Genomic DNA, 17,097 nt, shown 5'->3' on the forward strand with positions numbered 1-17,097 from the left:
CTACCGGAACTGGTCTAAACTAACTATGTTATTCTACCACAAATATAGTCTGTCTACTTACGCCGAGCTGTACTAGCTCGACTGATTGCCAAACTGATGCAACTGGCGATGAAAAATACAGGAGCTAACAAAGGAGCGCTGATTTTGCCAAACGGCAATCAATGGGAAATCGTGGCTACCAGCACGCTCGACAATTCGGGAGTCGAGTGGGCGATCGACTTATCATCCGCAAAACTCGATGAAAACAGCGGTATCTTGCCCCTCAACATTGTTGACTGCGTTAAAAATTTATTGAAACCTGTGATTGTTCGGGATCTCGCTCAACAAAGTGATTGGGATTCCGACTCCTACATCCTCAAATACCAACCGCAGAGCCTGTTGTGTTGGCCGATTCTCGATCGTGGCAACTTAGTCGGCATTTTGTATCTGGAAAATCGCTTAACCGCAAAAGTTTTTACCCGCGATCGCCTGCAACTTCTCAATCTACTGTGTTCCCAGGCAGCCATCTGTTTGCAAAATGCTCTGCTATACAAAAAATATCAGGATTACAACCTACAATTAGAGCGATCGCTAGTAAAAATTAGCCGAACCGAAGCTCAGCTTGCCGATCAGAAGAAAATGCTCCAAGCGATTCTTGATGTCGCTCCGATTTGGATTTGGATGGTGAATCCCAGTGGTAAAGTACAGTTTGTGAACAAGACCATTTCTCAAGATGTGGGGGTGCCTCTAAGCGATTTCCTAGCTGTCGATCATTATAAAGATATACTGGGGGAGAATGCAGCGGGCTGTCTGGTTTCTGATGCCGCCTGCCTTGCTCAAGATTTGCCGCATTACTCCAGCGAAATTCTCAGACTTGTTGATGGCAAACTACACGATTTAGAAATCACGAAAGTGCAGTTAAAAAATTCCCATGGCGAGACAATCGGGATTATTGGTTTGGGTGTTGATGCCACTGAGCGCAAGCGAGCAGCCGAACTTTTGCAAGAGCAAAATCAACAGCTAGAAGGAACTTTAAAAAATTTACAACAAGCACAACTGCAAATCGTCCAAAGCGAGAAAATGTCGGCATTGGGTAATTTAGTCGCCGGAGTAGCCCACGAAATTAACAATCCGATTGGGTTTATTTCTGGCAATTTAAGCGAAGGTAAAAGAAGTTTGGAAGATGTTATCGAACACTTAGAATTGTATCGCTCCGGTGCATCCCAATCGGAAATAGCCGACCACGCCGAAGAGATAGACCTCGATTATCTTTTGGAAGATTTACCGAAGATGATTGATTCCATGCAACTCGGGTGCGAACGCATTTGCAGCATCAGCAACAGTTTGCGTACCTTCTCCCGAGGCGACAAAGACTACAAAGTTCCTTTTAATATTCACGAAGGCATTGATAGCGCTATTTTAATTTTGAAACACCGCCTCAAAGCAAACGAACATCGACCGCAGATCGAAGTGATAACTAAATACGGCAATCTCCCTAAAATCGAATGTTTTCCCGGTCAATTGAATCAAGTTTTCATGAACCTCCTTGCCAATGCGATCGATGCCTTGGAAGAGTCAAATATAGGACGCACTTTTAGCGAAATTACCGCCAATCCAAACCGCATCACCATTTGCACGGATATAGTCGGCGAACGGTACATTAAAATTAAAATTGCTGATAACGGCACCGGGATAAAAGAGGAATTTAAACAGCAGATATTCGACCATTTGTTCACGACGAAAGGTGTCGGCAAAGGCACTGGATTGGGGTTGGCAATTGTCCATCAGATTGCGGTAGAGAAACATGGCGGAAGCATCGAGGTTAATGGCGAGCCTGGAGTTGGTACTGAGTTTGCGATCGTTTTGCCTGTGAAGGGATAAATTTGAATTAAAATTCAAGGCTTTTTGGGCGATCGCGTAATTAAAATATACTGACTTTGATTGGGGTCTTTTTTTGAAAGCCTTGGCATAACGATTTTAAAGTAGGATCATTTTTTTGATCAAGCAGTCTGGTTTACAGGCTGTTGCTACTGTACTTAATGAACCTGGAACATGCTGTATTTTAGACCCCCTATAAGTGAGTGCGTCACCCATTTTTAGTTGCGAAATGTCTATTATACAAAAAAATTAATCACCAAGGCTTCGCCCTACAAAAATTTATCTTAAATTTAACCAATCTTGAATTTCTTGCGCTAACCAAGCCGCCTCAACCTCTTTCAAATTTGTTGCTAAAGTATAAAAGTAAGTTCCCCTCTCGTTACCTGAACGAATCCTGATTTGATTTCCCTGATAAGTATTGTATAGAAAAGCACCCAAAATCTCAGAAACTTCCCCCCTTTGTCGTAAATAACTCCAACCAAATATCTGATGTTCCAGTTTAAAGTAGTTCCGGTTAAAGGTAATTTTAGTACCATTGCCCATAATTTTAAGTAACATAGTTGCTACAAGCGGAAAAAACCCTAATCCCATACTGAAATTTACTTGCAAATATGCTAAGACTATCGGCCAAGATAGCAGTATAGTTAATATTCCTATAAAAGCACCTAAAAAAGGCTTTCTGGCTAAAGTAGACGGAATTTTAATGTTTAACTCCGTTGCTGATTTGCTAACTTGAATGCGACAGTGAGGTGGTTTAGCAATTTTCCAAACAGTCGGAATTTGAAGCTTAGCCCCTTGTATTTTTCCCGATTTCAAAGCTGCTAAAGCCTCTCTAGCCTTGCTGAAACGCTTTTCTAACGCGATTTCCGTCATCTTCTCAATCCAGCTTACCAAAGTGGGGTTCACACTCACACGATCGCTAAACTGAATCCGAGAATCTTTCTGTGGCAAATCCGCAGGAGTCACCCCCGTTAACAAATGAATTAAAGTAGCTCCCAAAGCATACAAATCCGAAGCCACCACCGCCCGCCCCCAAAACTGTTCTAAGGGTGCATAGCCACTCGTTCCTACCACTGTAAACGTTACACCTGTCACCGCCGCTTGAGCTTGTACCGCCCCAAAATCTACTAAATAAACCTGCTGATCTTCCCCCCAAATTAAATTACTTGGCTTAATATCTCGGTGCAAAACTGGGGGGCTTAATTCATGCAAATAAATTAAAATTTCTAGCACTTCAGTGGCAATTTTTCGTACTTTTTTTTCTGAAAAACGCTCCCCCTTTTCTAATAATTCCTGAAGTGAAAAACCCGGAATATAATCTTGCACCAATCCAAACCAAGGCAATCCTGCTCCGGCTTCCCTCTCCAGGGAAAAATAATCTCGATAGCAAGGAATGCGGGGATGATTTAGCGCCTGCAAAACTTGTGCTTCTCGTTCAAAAAGCTTGAGTTCTTCCCACTGCATTTCCGGGCTAAAAGCTAACATTTTCAGCGTCACCTGTTCTTGAGACTCTAAATCTACTGCTAGCCAAGTTTGATGACCGGCCGCTGTGCGTCCTAAACGCTGTTGCAATTGATAACGTTCTTGTAAAATTTTTCCGGAATCTAACACAGCATGGCCCTCTTTTTTTTAATTATATGAAATTTCCTTAACTATTAAATTCACTATTTTGCCTAGAGCGTTAAATTGCTAGTACAAGTAATTATCCGTGCATTTCTCCATTCGGCATAATTGTACCGCGCCACTGAGCACCCCCTAAATTAGCAGTGCTCAAATCTGCCCTAATCAAAATTGTGCGGTGCAAAATTGCCTCGCGCAAATCAGTTCTAGCCAGGTAAGCATCAGTCAAATCAGCTTCACTCAAATTTGCCTGATTCAAATTAGCTCGACTCAAATCAGCCCTCACCAAGTTAGCTCGACTCAAGTCAGCCATAACTAAATTAGCATTGCTCAACTTAACATCAGGAAGAAATGCACCCCGCAAGTTAGCGCCAGCAAATTCAGCATCAAGTAACACAGCTCTTTCCAACTTAGCATTTGTCATTACAGCCCAGGAAAAATTTGTTTCTACCAAAGTTGCTTCAGTCAAATATATGCCATCTAAAATAGCTTCGCTCAAATTCGCCTGAGTCAGATTTGCTTCCCCCAGAGATGCTTCTGTCAAATTCGCGTGACTGAGATTAGCTTTAGTCAAATCTGCACCTTGCAAATTGACGCCCCGCAAATCTGCACCTTGCAAATTTGTACCCCGCAAATTTGCACCCTCAAAAATCCGCACCTCCTTCCGCAAATTTGCACCCCGCAAGCACGCCCCGCGCAAATCTGCACCTTGCAAATTCACACCTCGCATATCTGCATCGCTCAAATTTGCATCAATAAAAACTGCCAAAGAGATGTTAGCTTTGCGAAAGTCTGCACCTTGCAAAGTCGCTCCGTGGAAGTCTGCATCAGACAAATTTGCTCCACTCAAGTTGGCCTGATTTAAGTTAGCACCGCACAACTTTGCATTAGTTAAATTTGCGCGTTGAAGGTTAATTCTGCTCAGGTACGACATCGCTAAGTTTGCACCCCAGAGGTCAGCACTGCTTAAATTGACGCCAATTAAATCGGCACCGCTCAGGTATACCCCTCTGAGATTCATACCTTGAAAATCTAGTTCTCCTGATGTATATCGCCTTAAAATTTCGCTGGCATTCATATTTGTTTTTGTTGTTAATTAGGTACAATCTGCTATTTCTAGACTTCTTAAATTTCTGTTCGCGCAGGCGGACTTAGTTTTTGTAGCGCCAGACTTGAGTCTGAGAAATTTGATGAAATTTCTTGAATTTCAGTTGACGCAGGCCGACTTAGTTTATGTAGCCTCAGACTTGAGTCGAGCATTTAATGAGTTTGATTGACAAATTCTTGAGTCCATAAGACTGTTTTGCTACCTAACTGTCGTCCGTGAATTTTCACATGAGTAAGATATTTTGATTTTAAAGTACACAGTTTTTTGTGAATGTATGTAGCTGTAGCCTGTTGGTTCGGTACTTCAGTAGACTCCAGAATCACATGGAGCCAACCGTCTTTAAATCCCGCTGTAGCAGCAATTCCTTTAGGCTGTAGCAATTGATTGAGCAATTGGGCGATCGCCTTTGGTTTGCCTTGCTTTGCCATTTCTAGAAGCTGATACTGATTTGCTTTATGGCTAGAGTTTTCCCGAGGTATTTCAGAAATATCGTCGGTCAGGTTTTCTGTAATTTCAGAAGGATATTTCCCGCTTTCTTTTGACTCCAATTCGCTTAAAATTTCCAGCAACTTATCGGTAAACTTCTGAACTTTCCCTACATACTCTCTGAGATTTTTATATTTCCAGTACAAACGATCCTCTACACTTCCCGTAGAAAATTTTCCGTTCAAAGCAGCTTCTAACTGGGTGAATATATTTTCTATTTGCGCCGTTGCGGAGTTAGCACTTTGACTGACTAATTCTGTCATTTCTTCTTCCAATTCCAACTTGCGTTTGATGGAATCGCTAATATTTATAATAACAGGAGTCGCCGGTTCTAAGATTTCGATAATAGTCGGCATTTCTGCAACTGGGAATGTTTCTACCATTTCCTGCCTGAAATCGGTAGCATAATTATTGCTGGTTTCGGGTTCTTTAAACGCTACATTTTCTGCCGTGTCCGGCACTAAGTAACTCTTCTGGGGGTCATAATGATAGTGAGGTGGAGCAGCTTGAAGGATGTGAGTAATCTCGCCTGGATCAAAATAATCGCTGCGCCTGTCCACCAGCTCGCTTTTTTCATAAACACTGTTGTTTAAATGTGTCTGATCGTAATCTTCACTAGCCGAAGATTCGGCTTCATGGGATTCTTCCTGTTGCATTTTTGCGTAACAAGGATTCATCGCTTTGATGATGACGCTAGCAGCTTGGTCGTTTTCATCTCTGTTGTCGAGATTACTAGCAGTTCTGTACAACTGAGATTCCAGTTCGGCTAGGCTGCCACAGACATTAAACAGTTGTCGCAGTAGAGTGTCAAGTTCTTGAGTTTTCAGCAGGAGCCAGTCGCGATCGCTAAAAGTAAAGTGGTGATAAAGAGTAGAAAAAATTAGGATTTTCGCCCTCAGCGGATTTGTTTGCTGCAAAATTTTTTGTCGGACATCAAATAAAGTGCCGGGGTTTCTTGCCTTTTCTTCGCTGCTGGGTATTTCCGAACTAAAGTGTTCTTCAAATGCGGGAGCTTCCTGACCGCCAAAACTAGATATGTTTATTTCTAATTTGGTGAAATCTTCAAATTCATACAGCCTGCTAAGTTGACAGACTATGAGGTCGGTTACTAAAGCATACTCGGTTTTTTTATTAACCTTAGAGACTATACTATTTAAAACAGCTTCAATATCTTCTAACCTGCTGTACTTGGCGCACAGTTCTTCGATTAAAATCCTTACATCTGCGCTGGCGAGTTGGGCGGGGTCGTTTTCCCAAAACTCTTTACAAGCAAAAAATATTATTTTTTTAATGCGTGAGATATTCACGTCTTGTTCTAATTCGCGAACAACTTCATCTAAAATAGATAAAGCTTTCATAGTTTTCCTCCCATAAAAATACCCTGTCAACACTCAGCAAGAAATAATACAATTATACCACATTTGATAAATGCAAGACTTTGATGCGATCGTAATTGGCAGCGGTATTGGCGGGTTAGTCGCCGGGTCGATGCTAGCTCGTTACGGCAAGCGGGTGCTCGTCTGCGAGAGCCACACAATAGCGGGCGGGGCAGCTCACAGCTTTTCGCGCCGGGGATTTCACTTTGATTCGGGGCCTTCTTTTTATTGCGGTTTGACTGACCCCCGGTCGTTCAATCCTTTGCGACAAGTTTTTGATGTTTTGGAGGAATCGATCGCAGCAATTTCCTACGATCCGCTGGGGCATTACCATTTTCCAGAGGGAAGTTTGCCGATTTATGCTGATGCGAGAAGTTACTTAGATGCTGTAGCTAAGTTCGCACCGCAAGGTGCTGTAGAATTGCAGCAATTTCAACAAAATTTATTAGTTTTGTATGAAGCTTTGCGTGGAATTCCGGCTTTAGCGCTGAGATCCGACTGGCAGTTGATACCTGTTTTGCTGTCTCGGTACTCGCCTGCTTTGCTGAAGCTGTTGCCGCTAGTAGGTGCGATCGCGGGTTCAGCCGGTTCCTTGATGGATCGGGATGTGCGCGATCCTTGGGTGCGGCGTTTGATCGATTTGGAGTGCTTTTTGCTGTCGGGTTTGAAAGCGCACGGAACTGTCGCGCCGGAAATAGCTTTTATGATTGGCGAACGATCGCGCTGTGCGATCGAATATCCTGTCGGCGGCAGCGGTGCGATCGTCGATGCTTTAGTCAGAGGCTTGCAGCGCTGGGGAGGAAAGTTGCGCCTGGGAACTCCCGTCGAGCAAATATTAGTTGAATCCGGCAAAACAACCGGAGTTCGCTTGCAAAATGGCGAAGTTATCCGCACCCCAATTGTCATTTCAAATGCCACAATCTGGGATACTTATACAAAATTACTGCGGCCTGAAGATTTGCCGGAAGGCTACCGAAAAAGCGCTTTGTCGATGCCAGCCGTAGAGAGTTTTATGCACCTTCATTTAGGAATTAAAGCCGAAGGACTCGAAGGTTTGACCGGCCACCACGTCGTCGTTCACGACAGCAAGATTGACATTACAGTACCCGGAAATACTTGCATGATTTCGATTCCTACAGTGTGGGATGCAACTCTGGCGCCGCCCGGACATCACGCCGTTCACGCTTATACATTGGAACCTTACGAAGGTTGGGAATATGGCGAATTGTATCAGCAGAAAAAGCAAGAGCGAGCGCAATCTCTGTTTCAAGCTTTAGAAAAAATTATACCGGATTTGCGATCGCGGATAGTCTTAGAGTCGATCGGCACACCGCTAACCCATGCCCGATTTTTGCGCCGATATCAAGGAACTTACGGGCCTGCAATTGCCGCCGGAAAAGGGACATTTCCCGGCCCGCAAACACCAGTCAAAGGCTTGTATCGCGTGGGAGACAGCACCATGCCGGGAATTGGCGTACCCGCCGTCGCAGCATCGGGTATTTTGTGCGCGAATACTTTGGTAAATTCCGATGTTACAGCACAATTTTTGTAAATTGGTAGAGAAAATGGGCGGGTTTTGCCAAAGATACTTCCGGCTAATCAAAATAGATCAACCCGCCCTTTTGGAACCAGTATACTGCTTGCTGAAGCGCTGATGAGTGCTAAAGACTGATTATCCACCAGCGGCAAAAGCGCCCATAATTGCGATCGACAAAGCCAAACCTGGTAACAGCAGCAATCCTAACATTAAAGCATCGTGTCCGCTCATCACTTTCTCCTGATATTTACCTTAAATCTTAAATATTATACTCTATAAACCGCCATCTTGCCTCGGCCTTAATAATTAATTAAAACCGACATATAGATTCAGGATTGACAGGGCAAATTTTATTAACAATGGGATTGCCACGCAAGTCCAGCGTAGTTAACTTTTGCAAAGATTGCAGGGAACTGATATCAGAGATTTGATTATTGTACAAGTCTAGTAAAAATAAATTATTTAAACCTTGTAGCGCGCTGCTATCGGAAATCGGATTGTTGAACAGATAAAGTTCAGTCAAATTAGTTAACGATTTCAGCGGACTGATGTCTGATATTTGATTGTTACCGAGGTTTAGTTCAATTAAATTAGTGAGCGATGTCAAAGGACTAATATCTGATATTTGATTTTGGAATAAAACCAATTTATTTAAGTTAGTTAGCGAAGCCAGCGGAGTAAGGTCTGATATTTCATTGCCGAAGAGAAACAGCGTAGTGAGATTTTTTAAGGAAGCCAGCGGGGTGATATCCGATATTTTATTATTGTAAAGATAGAGTGTCTGGAGTTCAGTTAAATTTGCCAAAGGAGCGATATCTGAAATTTGATTTTTGTAGATAATCAGCGCATTTAAGTTCGTTAAAGCTTTCACGGGACTGATGTCAGAAATTTTGTTGTCAAACAAGACAAGTGCGGTAAGATTAGTTAGACCTGCTAGGGGACTGATGTCTGAGATTTGATTGGTATCGAGAACGAGTCTAGTCAGATTTATTAGAGATGAAAGCGGACTGATATCTGATATTTGATTGACATCCATAATCAGAGTTTTCAGATTGGTTAAAGATTGCAGTGGAGCGAGGTCAGATATTTGATTGCTGCCGAGGATGAGATTAGTAAGTTGAGTGAAAGATGAGAGGGGACTGATATCGGTAATTTGAAGATTTTTGAGGTTAAGTTCTGTTGTATTAGAAAGCAGTTCGTTGGCTCGATCGCACTCGGCCGTGTCTGATATTTGCAACAGTATTTCTACGGTATGTTTGGCGCTGGTCGAGAGATTTTCTTTGTGCTTGCACCACTCGGAAAAGTTATTATAAGTTGTCATGGGCTGTGCTGCCTTAATCGATTTTGGATGGAAAATTTGAAATTTTAGATAAGTATAGCAATTCTATTCCATTTGCGAATGAGATTTTTTCTGGTTTTGATAAATTTTAGCAAAAATTGTGTAAAGTAATCTTAATATCCTTAATTGCATTCATTCGCAGGAGCCAAGAGCCAACTATGACACCCGAACTAATTTTTAATGCCGGTAATCTGTTCGTTGTGCCTTTCTGGGCAATTATGATTTTATTACCAAACTGGGGAATTACCCGAAAAGTGATGAATTCCTTCATTCCGTTTGCAGTGCTAGCTGCTTTGTACATATATTTGTTTGGTAGCAGTCTGACTGCGGAAAATGCGGCAGCTTTGTCCAATCCCAAGCTAGCAGATATTGCTAAGTTTCTTGGAGAGGAAACGGCGGCGGCTACGGGATGGATACATTTTTTAGTGATGGATTTGTTTGTCGGGCGCTGGATTTATTTGGAAGGACAGCGGACAGGAGTTTGGACGGTTCATTCTTTGGCTTTGTGTTTTTTTGCTGGGCCGATGGGATTGCTTTCTCATATTGTAACTGCTTGGATTACTCAAAGGTTTTTCCCCAGTTCTGAGGCGGCGGCAACTGTTACTCCGTCGGTTTAGGCAGAGGGTTTTTAATACCTTGGATGTTATATCGCATCCGGTTGCATCGGAATGATTAAACCGCGAAGGCGCAAAGGACGCGAAGGAAGAGAAAGAAGAAGGTGCAGTTCTTCCTTCGCGCTCTTTGCGTCTTCGCGGTTCATTTAATCTTACTCCATAACAGAACTCGATCTAATACAAGCGGAGTTGAGATCGATCATCCACTCTTGGACGCAGCACCTAATTATGTAGGGTGCACCTGAAGCACTTTACCGCTAGAAGTTGGGTGGGGGCTGGTTTATAAGTACCTAGTATGTGAATTGCAGATAGGGTGAACTCGCCCGTACAGAATTTTAAGAATTGGCTAGGGGCAGCACTAAACGAGCCACAATTAAATTATTTTCTAACATTTCTATAGAAAAGTTTCCCCCCATTAAGCGTACTGCTCGCTGACAAATTAAAAGATTTTGCACGATCGACCTATTGGAACTAGAAACCGCTAATATATCGGGTTCGGAATCGCCGTTGAAGGCAGCAATTAAGTGTCGATCGCACGCGCCGCTATCGATCACAGACAATTCTAACAAATCTTCCCCCAACAACTGAGAGCGAATCTCAATCTTGGCGCCAACAGCAGAGCGCCTGCAAGCCGTCGCCAGCAATTCGCACAGGATCAAATCGAGCTTGATGCTGTCCCCGCGAACGCTCAAAGTCTGACCCGCAGGCATCGACACAGCAGCTTCTCTGTGCACATCCAGCAAGACTTTCGAGTGTTTGACCAGGGAGGCCGTTCGATCAAGCGATCGCCTCAGCCAAGCGCTCACAGGCACCGCATCTTGTGCGAATTGCAGCCGCCAATGTTCCTGTTTCAGCAGCAAATGAGTTGACCCCAAAGCATTGCCCATTTGCCGCAAAACCTGTTGGTAGCGCAAAATTTTCAGAGCATCCTTTTGTTCCTTCACCGACTGCAAAATCGACTGACTCAACTCCCCCAACTCCTTCACCCCCGCTCCCACCGTGCGGTAAAACTCCTCAAAACGGCGCTGTTTGTACCAGTTGAGCAACTCCAGATCCAATCGCTGCGACTCGCTTGCCGATTGCACCGCCAAATACCTGCGCCACCAAGCCAACTGAGACGCCATCGAGCTGAGTAAACTCACCGACAACTCCGACCACTGGCGGCCCGGAGCGTCTGCAGCCACCACAATGCCCGCCGGAGCGTGTTCTGGGGCAGTCCGCAGCGCCACCGTCAGAATCTCGCCAATTCCCGGACTGCGGAGCCACCGCTTCGTCGCTAGTGGGAGTTGGCTCGTGCTCTGTTGCAGCACGCCCGCTTCTGCCAGGGTTTGTTGGATCAAAGCATCTGTTTTGACAGGAATCACCGCCTCGGGATTGAGGGCAAATACGGGATTGGCAGCTACCGTCGCTACGATGGAACCTTCCTCCTCACCGGGATTCCAAGTAATTACGGCTACTAAAGGACAGGAAAGTGTCTGGGAAACGTGTTGAGCAAAGTTACGATCGAGCTTTTGTAGCGGCAACTCTGGGAACATCGTCGGTGAAGCAGCAGATATCTCTTGCTCAGATTGCTCATCAGGAGAATGGTGCAAAACCGCCAAACCCGATTTGAGCGATCGCTCAAATTGCTGATATTTGTCGATTGCCGAACTCTGCTGCCACGAGTGCAGGATCAATCCGAGTTGTTCGCCCACTAGCCGAACTAATTCTTGCTCCGATCGCCTCCAAGTGCGAGTTGCATTGTGTCCGACAACCAGCAAACCCTCGATCGATTTGCGATTGGCGATTTTCGATTTGAGATCGGGGTTTTCTCCCTCTTCCTTTTTCGCCCGAGTGCTCGATGCCAAAAGCGATCGCACCCCAGCTTCCCCCAACACTTCCCGCCAAGCGCCCAACCGCCCGTCTTCCTCCCAATTTTCAATAGCCACAGGTGCACTTTCTTGCAACAGCCCCACGTCAGCCACATCTAGGGCGTTGAGTGGCGACGGCACTGACCTGCGATTGCGGGGCAAATTTTGGCAGACAATTTCAAAGCGATTTTGTTCTTCGCCATACAGCAGCAGCAAAAAGTATTCGCATTTGAGCCGCCCGCACAACTGTTCGGCGGTATTTTTCAAAGTCGCCTCCCAGTCAGCATCGCTGTAGATGGCGTGAGCTATTCCGGCAGTTAAATCTCGATCGATCTCAATTTGCTGAATTTTCTCCTCCATCTCCGAGACAGGAGCCGTCAGAGCCACTAACTGCCCCACTCCCCGCAGATAATGCTTTTCATTGTCTTGCCAAATCCGGGGCTCGCCGGCTTCGACTGCCAAAAATCCCAACAATTCCCCTTCTGAAACAATCGGCGCAGCCAACAGAGAGCGAGCGCGGATTTGCTGCATCAACCGTCCCGTCAGCTCAGTTTTCAGAGAACTTTGAGATTCACCGATCCAAACCATTTCTTCCCTGCCCAAAGCCTGATAAAATTCGCCCAAGTCTTGGACGGTGATGCCCGAAGCTGCTCGGCCCGGCCCGCCCAAACCCGGAGTAACTTCGCGGTTGCTGACTCGGCGCCAAAAATAGCGCCGCTCTCGCTCGAACCAATAAACATTGGTGCGCGTCGGCTCGATAAATTCATGAGTTTGTTCGACAACAGCTTGCAAGTATTGGTCGAGCGATCGCAGTTCCCCCAACTGAGAAATCAGCGCTAAAAGATACTCATCTGGGTGTTTAACTTGTTGTCGCTGCCAGTCTTTTTCTATTTGGTAAAGAGCAGTTGCCAGCGCTCCAAATACGATCGCCAACTGCGTTTTTTCCCCCGACTTGGGCGACGCTCCCCACACCTCAGTGCCGAGCAAAATCACGCCGTAGCAGCGGTCTTTGTAGCGCAGCGGAAACAGAGTCGTGCCTTGAATATTGAAAGTTTGAGCTGCTTTGCGCCATTCTCCGGCTCTGTTTTCTGATCGCAAATCCGGGACTCCCACCGGCCGGAGCTGAATCACCACTTGTTCCAGCAAATCCCCCGGGCTGAGGGCAAAGCGCTGTTTGAGAAAAGACTGGTCGCCGTTAGGAGTCATGCCGCCTTTCCCGAACAATCTGTGGGCCTGTCGATCGTACAACCCGATCCAAATCAACCGCCAGTCAAATTCCGCTTGCAAGTAACCGAGTGTGGTCGAAAGTAGCACATCAACATTCTCCTCTTCTCGGAGAGTCTGGAGAACGCGCTCTAGGGTCGCGATTTGTTCGTCTAAATCCTTTGGTCTTTGCTGCTGCCCCATTTCCAAGCTTCCCCGCACCTTGTCTAATTTAAAATTACTAACTTAAAAGTTCAAAAAATTAAAAAGCCAAAGAATCAACTTATAATATAATCGTCTCACTTATCCTTCAATCTCAAACATGGGATAAAGTTGATCGAAGTTGAAGTAAAAACTTCGCCTTCGCTGTCGGCTCGTGAATATTGTTATTTCCCTTCTCATTTCTAATTTGTAAATTGCCCCAGTACAAATCATTGGATATTTATCAATCAAGTGTACGCCCGCTGTTGTTTTCCGTATTGAAAACCGATGCCGAGTGGCTGCACAACCGAACTCTTCAAATTCTCGAACTCGCAGCCAGAACCCAGTCAAACCCCGCAACCAGCCAAATGCTCTCTCGATTGCAGAAATCTTTGGGAGTCCAAGATTCTCGCCTCGAACAATCTTTGTGGGGACTGAGCTTTAACAATCCTGTCGGCTTAGCTGCGGGATTTGATAAAAACGGCGTAGCTGCTGACATTTGGGCAAATTTTGGCTTTGGCTTTGCCGAACTCGGCACTGTCACTTGTCAACCACAGCCGGGAAACCCCCAACCTCGCTTGTTTCGGTTGACGGAGGACAGTGCAGCCCTCAACCGCATGGGATTTAACAATCAAGGAGCCGCGGCAATGGCAGCCCGGTTTGAGGCAGCACAGAAACAGTCAAAATTCGATGCCTCGCGCCCCATGCCTCAGTCTCGGTTCCCCTTGGGCATCAATCTCGGTAAATCTAAGGTAACACCGTTAGAGCAAGCAGCAGCAGACTATTTGGAGAGTTTTAAGCTGCTGAAAGATTGGGGTGACTATTTTGTAGTGAACGTTTCGTCTCCGAATACGCCTGGGTTGCGATCGCTCCAAGATGCTGCTGGGCTCAGCACAATTTTGGAAATTTTGCAACAAGAAAATCAGGGAATCAAGCCAATTTTAGTCAAGATTGCGCCGGATTTGGAGTCGGAGGATCTCGTATCAATCCTCGACTTAGCAAAAACCTACCAACTAGCAGGAATTATCGCCACAAATACCACCATCCGCCGCGACGGATTGAAAACACAAATATTGCGAGAAACAGGCAAACCAATCGCCGAAGAAGCCGGGGGAATTAGCGGGCTTCCGGTGCGGGAGCGATCGACAGAAGTAATCCGATTTATCTGGCAATATACAAAAGGCGAATTACCCATAATTGGAGTTGGCGGCATTTTCACGGCCGAAGATGCTTGGGAAAAAATAGCCGCGGGTGCGAGTTTAATTCAAGTCTACACTGGTTGGGTTTACAAAGGGCCTTGGATGGTGCGTCGGATTCTCCAAGGTTTGTTGCAAAAGTTAGAAGAAAAAGGATTTAATTCGATTTCCCAGGCAGTTGGTTCGGAAAACATTAAGTAGCAGATCCGGACACAACATTGTTGTGTCTTTGGGGCGGATTTATAGCAACCGCCAAAACGGTTGATATAAATAAAAGTTTGATATTGGGAATTGGGCGAAGCCTAGGGATGAGGCATTGAGTCCCATCCGATTGGGCAATGGGCAAGCCTGTACTATAAAAAGTACAGGCTAGAGATGAGGAATTGGATGTTAAAACTTAAAGATTTATGGCACTCTGGCAGAATACCAGTCTTTATTACCAATAACCAATAATATCAATTCTGGTTACACTCCTTATGATGGGGAGTCGGGAGTGGTTCGTGGGGGAATGTGGAATTGTGCGACCTTGACTTGATCATTCCCATCCAACCGGAAACGATATAACCAATAGCCCAAAAATTTACTTAGGTTTAGAAAGTCCTGCCAGCGACCAAGTTAGACTCACCATCATTAAGCGTGCTAGAGCCTTCAAACCATCTTCACCGTGATTCTCAAATGTTTGAGACTCGGTTTGAGAATTATCATTTTCTGGCAAGTCTTGAGTGGCTGCTGGTTTTTTCAACTCCGCTTTGTCACAAGATACCTCAAGACTGACTTGTGACTGATGATTTTCTTTTTCTCTCATTTTATGAGTCACCTCCTTGAGTTATTGCATACATAACCCATACTACAAATATAAATTGTTTGTTTCCGGCATTTGGCGATCGAAGTTTTCTTACATGGCGATCGTAATCAGCAAGTGAGGTGATACCCATCACTTAATTGTTATTTTTACTTACTAGCGATGTTTTCACAAATCTGCTACAGTTAATACCTAACAATCAATTTGATGCTCAATGACATCAAAGTGAAACTAAGCCTCGGAAACCTCAGAATAAACTAAGAAAATAAAGGTGTAGAGCTGATGGGAATTTATCTCGATACTGCAATTGTAGCAGAAGCAAAAGAGGCGAGCAAGTTCGGCTGGCTTTCGGGAATTACTACTAATCCAACCCTCCTGGGAAAAAGCGATTTATCTCCCGATGTGACGCTCAAACAACTAGCAAAACTTATTCCTGGGGAAGTCTATTATCAGCTAACTGCATCTGATTTTGATGGCATGGTAGCAGAAGGAAAAGCGGCTTTTGAATTAATTGGACAGCAAACAGTGTTGAAAGTTCCAGCAACGACGGCGGGTTTCCAAGCAGTAGCGCATTTGTCACCGGAAATTCCTTGCGCGGTGACAGCTATTTACAGCGCATCACAAGCAGTTGTTTCAGCAGAAGCGGGTGCTAAATATGCGATCGCCTACGTGAATCGCGCCACCAGATTGTTGGGAGACGGTTTTGCCTTAGTCCAAGATATGGCAAATGTGTTGCAGAGAACTAATACTGAGATTTTGGCAGCTAGTATTAAATCGCCGTCCGAAGCTGTAAAGACTTTATTAGCTGGCGCCCATCATTTAACATTGCCTTTTGATGTATTGCAAGCAATGACAGTTCACGAATTATCGCAGCAAACTGTGGATGAATTTGCCAAAAACGGGCGCGGAATATGAGCGAAGCTATTTTGTCTGCTGTGGGTAAGATTAGGGAATCTCCAAACTTGTACTCTTAAATGTGAGGGAATGTGAGGGCTTATGATTATTACTCGCGTCTCTGTAGACTCAGCAGGCAATCAGGGGAACAGTTTCTCCTACACCCCCTCCATCTCACCCGACGGGCGGTTTGTGGCGTTTACTTCTGATGCCTCCAACCTCGTGCCGGGGGATACTAACAATAGCTACGACATCTTCGTGCGGGACACGCTCACCAATACCACCTCCCGCGTGTCATTAGACTCAGCAGGCAATCAAGGGAACCGTAACTCCTACCGCCCCTCCATCTCAGCCGGCGGGCGGTTTGTGGCGTTTGAGTCTGATGCCTCCAACATAGTGCCGGGGGATACTAACAATACCAACGACATCTTCGTGCGGGACACGCTCACCAATACCACCACCCGCGTCTCTATAGACTCAGCAGGCAATCAGGCGAACGATGCCTCGGACGGGGCCTCCATCTCAGCCGACGGGCGGTTTGTGGCGTTTGATTCTTATGCCTCCAACCTCGTGCCGGGGGATACTAACAATACCAACGACATCTTCGTGCGGGACACGCTTACCAATACCACCACCCGCGTGTCAGTAGATTCAGCAGGCAATCAGCAGAACTTTAGTAGCTTCTTCAACGTCTCCTCCATCTCAGCCGACGGACGGTTTGTGGCGTTTACTTCTTTTGCCTCCAACCTCGTGCCGGGGGATACCAACGCTTACACAGACATCTTTGTGCGGGACACGCTCACCAATACCACCACCCGCGTCTCTTTTGGCTCAGCAGGCAATCAGGGGAACAGTGTCTCCCAAAGCCCCTCCATCTCAGCCGACGGGCGGTTTGTGGCGTTTACTTCTTTTGCCTCCAACCTCGTGCCGGGGGATACTAAGTAGTCAAACAAAATTAATTACACAAACAACTAATATGATATAATAAAAAATATCAAGTTGTGTTCAAAGAAG

General features: G+C 45.3%; 12 protein-coding genes. 6 read left to right on the plus strand and 6 right to left on the minus strand.

The features are described 5' to 3' along the window. The first annotated feature begins 108 nt into the window (after nucleotides 1-108). Entirely contained in the window at nucleotides 109-1,860 is a 1,752-nt protein-coding gene (locus QUA04_RS24380; RefSeq protein ID WP_445242362.1) for a GAF domain-containing sensor histidine kinase, read from the plus strand. A gap of 276 nt (nucleotides 1,861-2,136) precedes the next feature. On the opposite strand, the gene QUA04_RS24385 is transcribed toward QUA04_RS24380, so the two are convergent. From QUA04_RS24385 to QUA04_RS24395, 3 genes are all read right to left on the minus strand, one after another. Next, nucleotides 2,137-3,468: a serine/threonine-protein kinase gene (locus QUA04_RS24385; RefSeq protein ID WP_333261882.1), complete on the minus strand. Its 1,332-nt coding sequence runs from the start codon at nucleotides 3,466-3,468 to the stop codon at nucleotides 2,137-2,139. A 91-nt stretch (nucleotides 3,469-3,559) separates the two neighbouring features. Beyond that, a complete protein-coding gene (locus QUA04_RS24390) occupies nucleotides 3,560-4,555 on the minus strand; it encodes a pentapeptide repeat-containing protein (RefSeq protein WP_333261886.1) in 996 nt (331 codons plus the stop codon). Between the two features lie 182 nt (nucleotides 4,556-4,737). Next, a complete protein-coding gene (locus QUA04_RS24395) occupies nucleotides 4,738-6,429 on the minus strand; it encodes a hypothetical protein (protein ID WP_333261889.1) in 1,692 nt (563 codons plus the stop codon). Between the two features lie 70 nt (nucleotides 6,430-6,499). Here QUA04_RS24395 and QUA04_RS24400 point away from each other — a divergent pair, with 70 nt between their 5' ends. Next, entirely contained in the window at nucleotides 6,500-7,999 is a 1,500-nt protein-coding gene (locus tag QUA04_RS24400; protein ID WP_333261891.1) for an NAD(P)/FAD-dependent oxidoreductase, read from the plus strand. A 295-nt stretch (nucleotides 8,000-8,294) separates the two neighbouring features. Here the strand turns inward: QUA04_RS24400 and QUA04_RS24405 are convergent, their stop codons facing one another. Then, entirely contained in the window at nucleotides 8,295-9,305 is a 1,011-nt protein-coding gene (locus tag QUA04_RS24405; protein ID WP_333261894.1) for a leucine-rich repeat domain-containing protein, read from the minus strand. Nucleotides 9,306-9,481: 176 nt separating this feature from the next. Between QUA04_RS24405 and QUA04_RS24410 the strand changes: the two genes are divergently transcribed. Beyond that, on the plus strand, nucleotides 9,482-9,940 hold the full coding sequence (locus tag QUA04_RS24410) for an ABA4-like family protein (protein ID WP_333261897.1): 459 nt from the start codon (nucleotides 9,482-9,484) through the stop codon (nucleotides 9,938-9,940). Nucleotides 9,941-10,272: 332 nt separating this feature from the next. On the opposite strand, the gene QUA04_RS24415 is transcribed toward QUA04_RS24410, so the two are convergent. Beyond that, the gene (locus tag QUA04_RS24415) at nucleotides 10,273-13,194 is read right to left on the minus strand and encodes an ATP-binding protein (protein ID WP_333261901.1); all 2,922 of its coding nucleotides are present in this window, start codon (nucleotides 13,192-13,194) and stop codon (nucleotides 10,273-10,275) included. Between the two features lie 230 nt (nucleotides 13,195-13,424). On the opposite strand from QUA04_RS24415, the gene QUA04_RS24420 reads away from it, so the two are divergent. After that, complete coding sequence (locus QUA04_RS24420; RefSeq protein ID WP_333261903.1) at nucleotides 13,425-14,588, plus strand: quinone-dependent dihydroorotate dehydrogenase; 1,164 nt, start codon at nucleotides 13,425-13,427, stop codon at nucleotides 14,586-14,588. Between the two features lie 379 nt (nucleotides 14,589-14,967). Here QUA04_RS24420 and QUA04_RS24425 read toward each other — a convergent pair whose 3' ends face one another. Continuing rightward, a complete protein-coding gene (locus QUA04_RS24425) occupies nucleotides 14,968-15,192 on the minus strand; it encodes a hypothetical protein (protein ID WP_333261906.1) in 225 nt (74 codons plus the stop codon). Between the two features lie 279 nt (nucleotides 15,193-15,471). Between QUA04_RS24425 and QUA04_RS24430 the strand changes: the two genes are divergently transcribed. Next, on the plus strand, nucleotides 15,472-16,104 hold the full coding sequence (locus tag QUA04_RS24430; protein WP_333261909.1) for a transaldolase family protein: 633 nt from the start codon (nucleotides 15,472-15,474) through the stop codon (nucleotides 16,102-16,104). A gap of 81 nt (nucleotides 16,105-16,185) precedes the next feature. After that, a complete protein-coding gene (locus QUA04_RS24435; protein WP_333261912.1) occupies nucleotides 16,186-17,028 on the plus strand; it encodes a hypothetical protein in 843 nt (280 codons plus the stop codon). Nucleotides 17,029-17,097: the final 69 nt, after the last annotated feature.

Origin of the sequence: Microcoleus sp. S13_C5, from assembly GCF_036700845.1 — a bacterium.
GTDB lineage: Bacteria > Cyanobacteriota > Cyanobacteriia > Cyanobacteriales > Microcoleaceae > Microcoleus.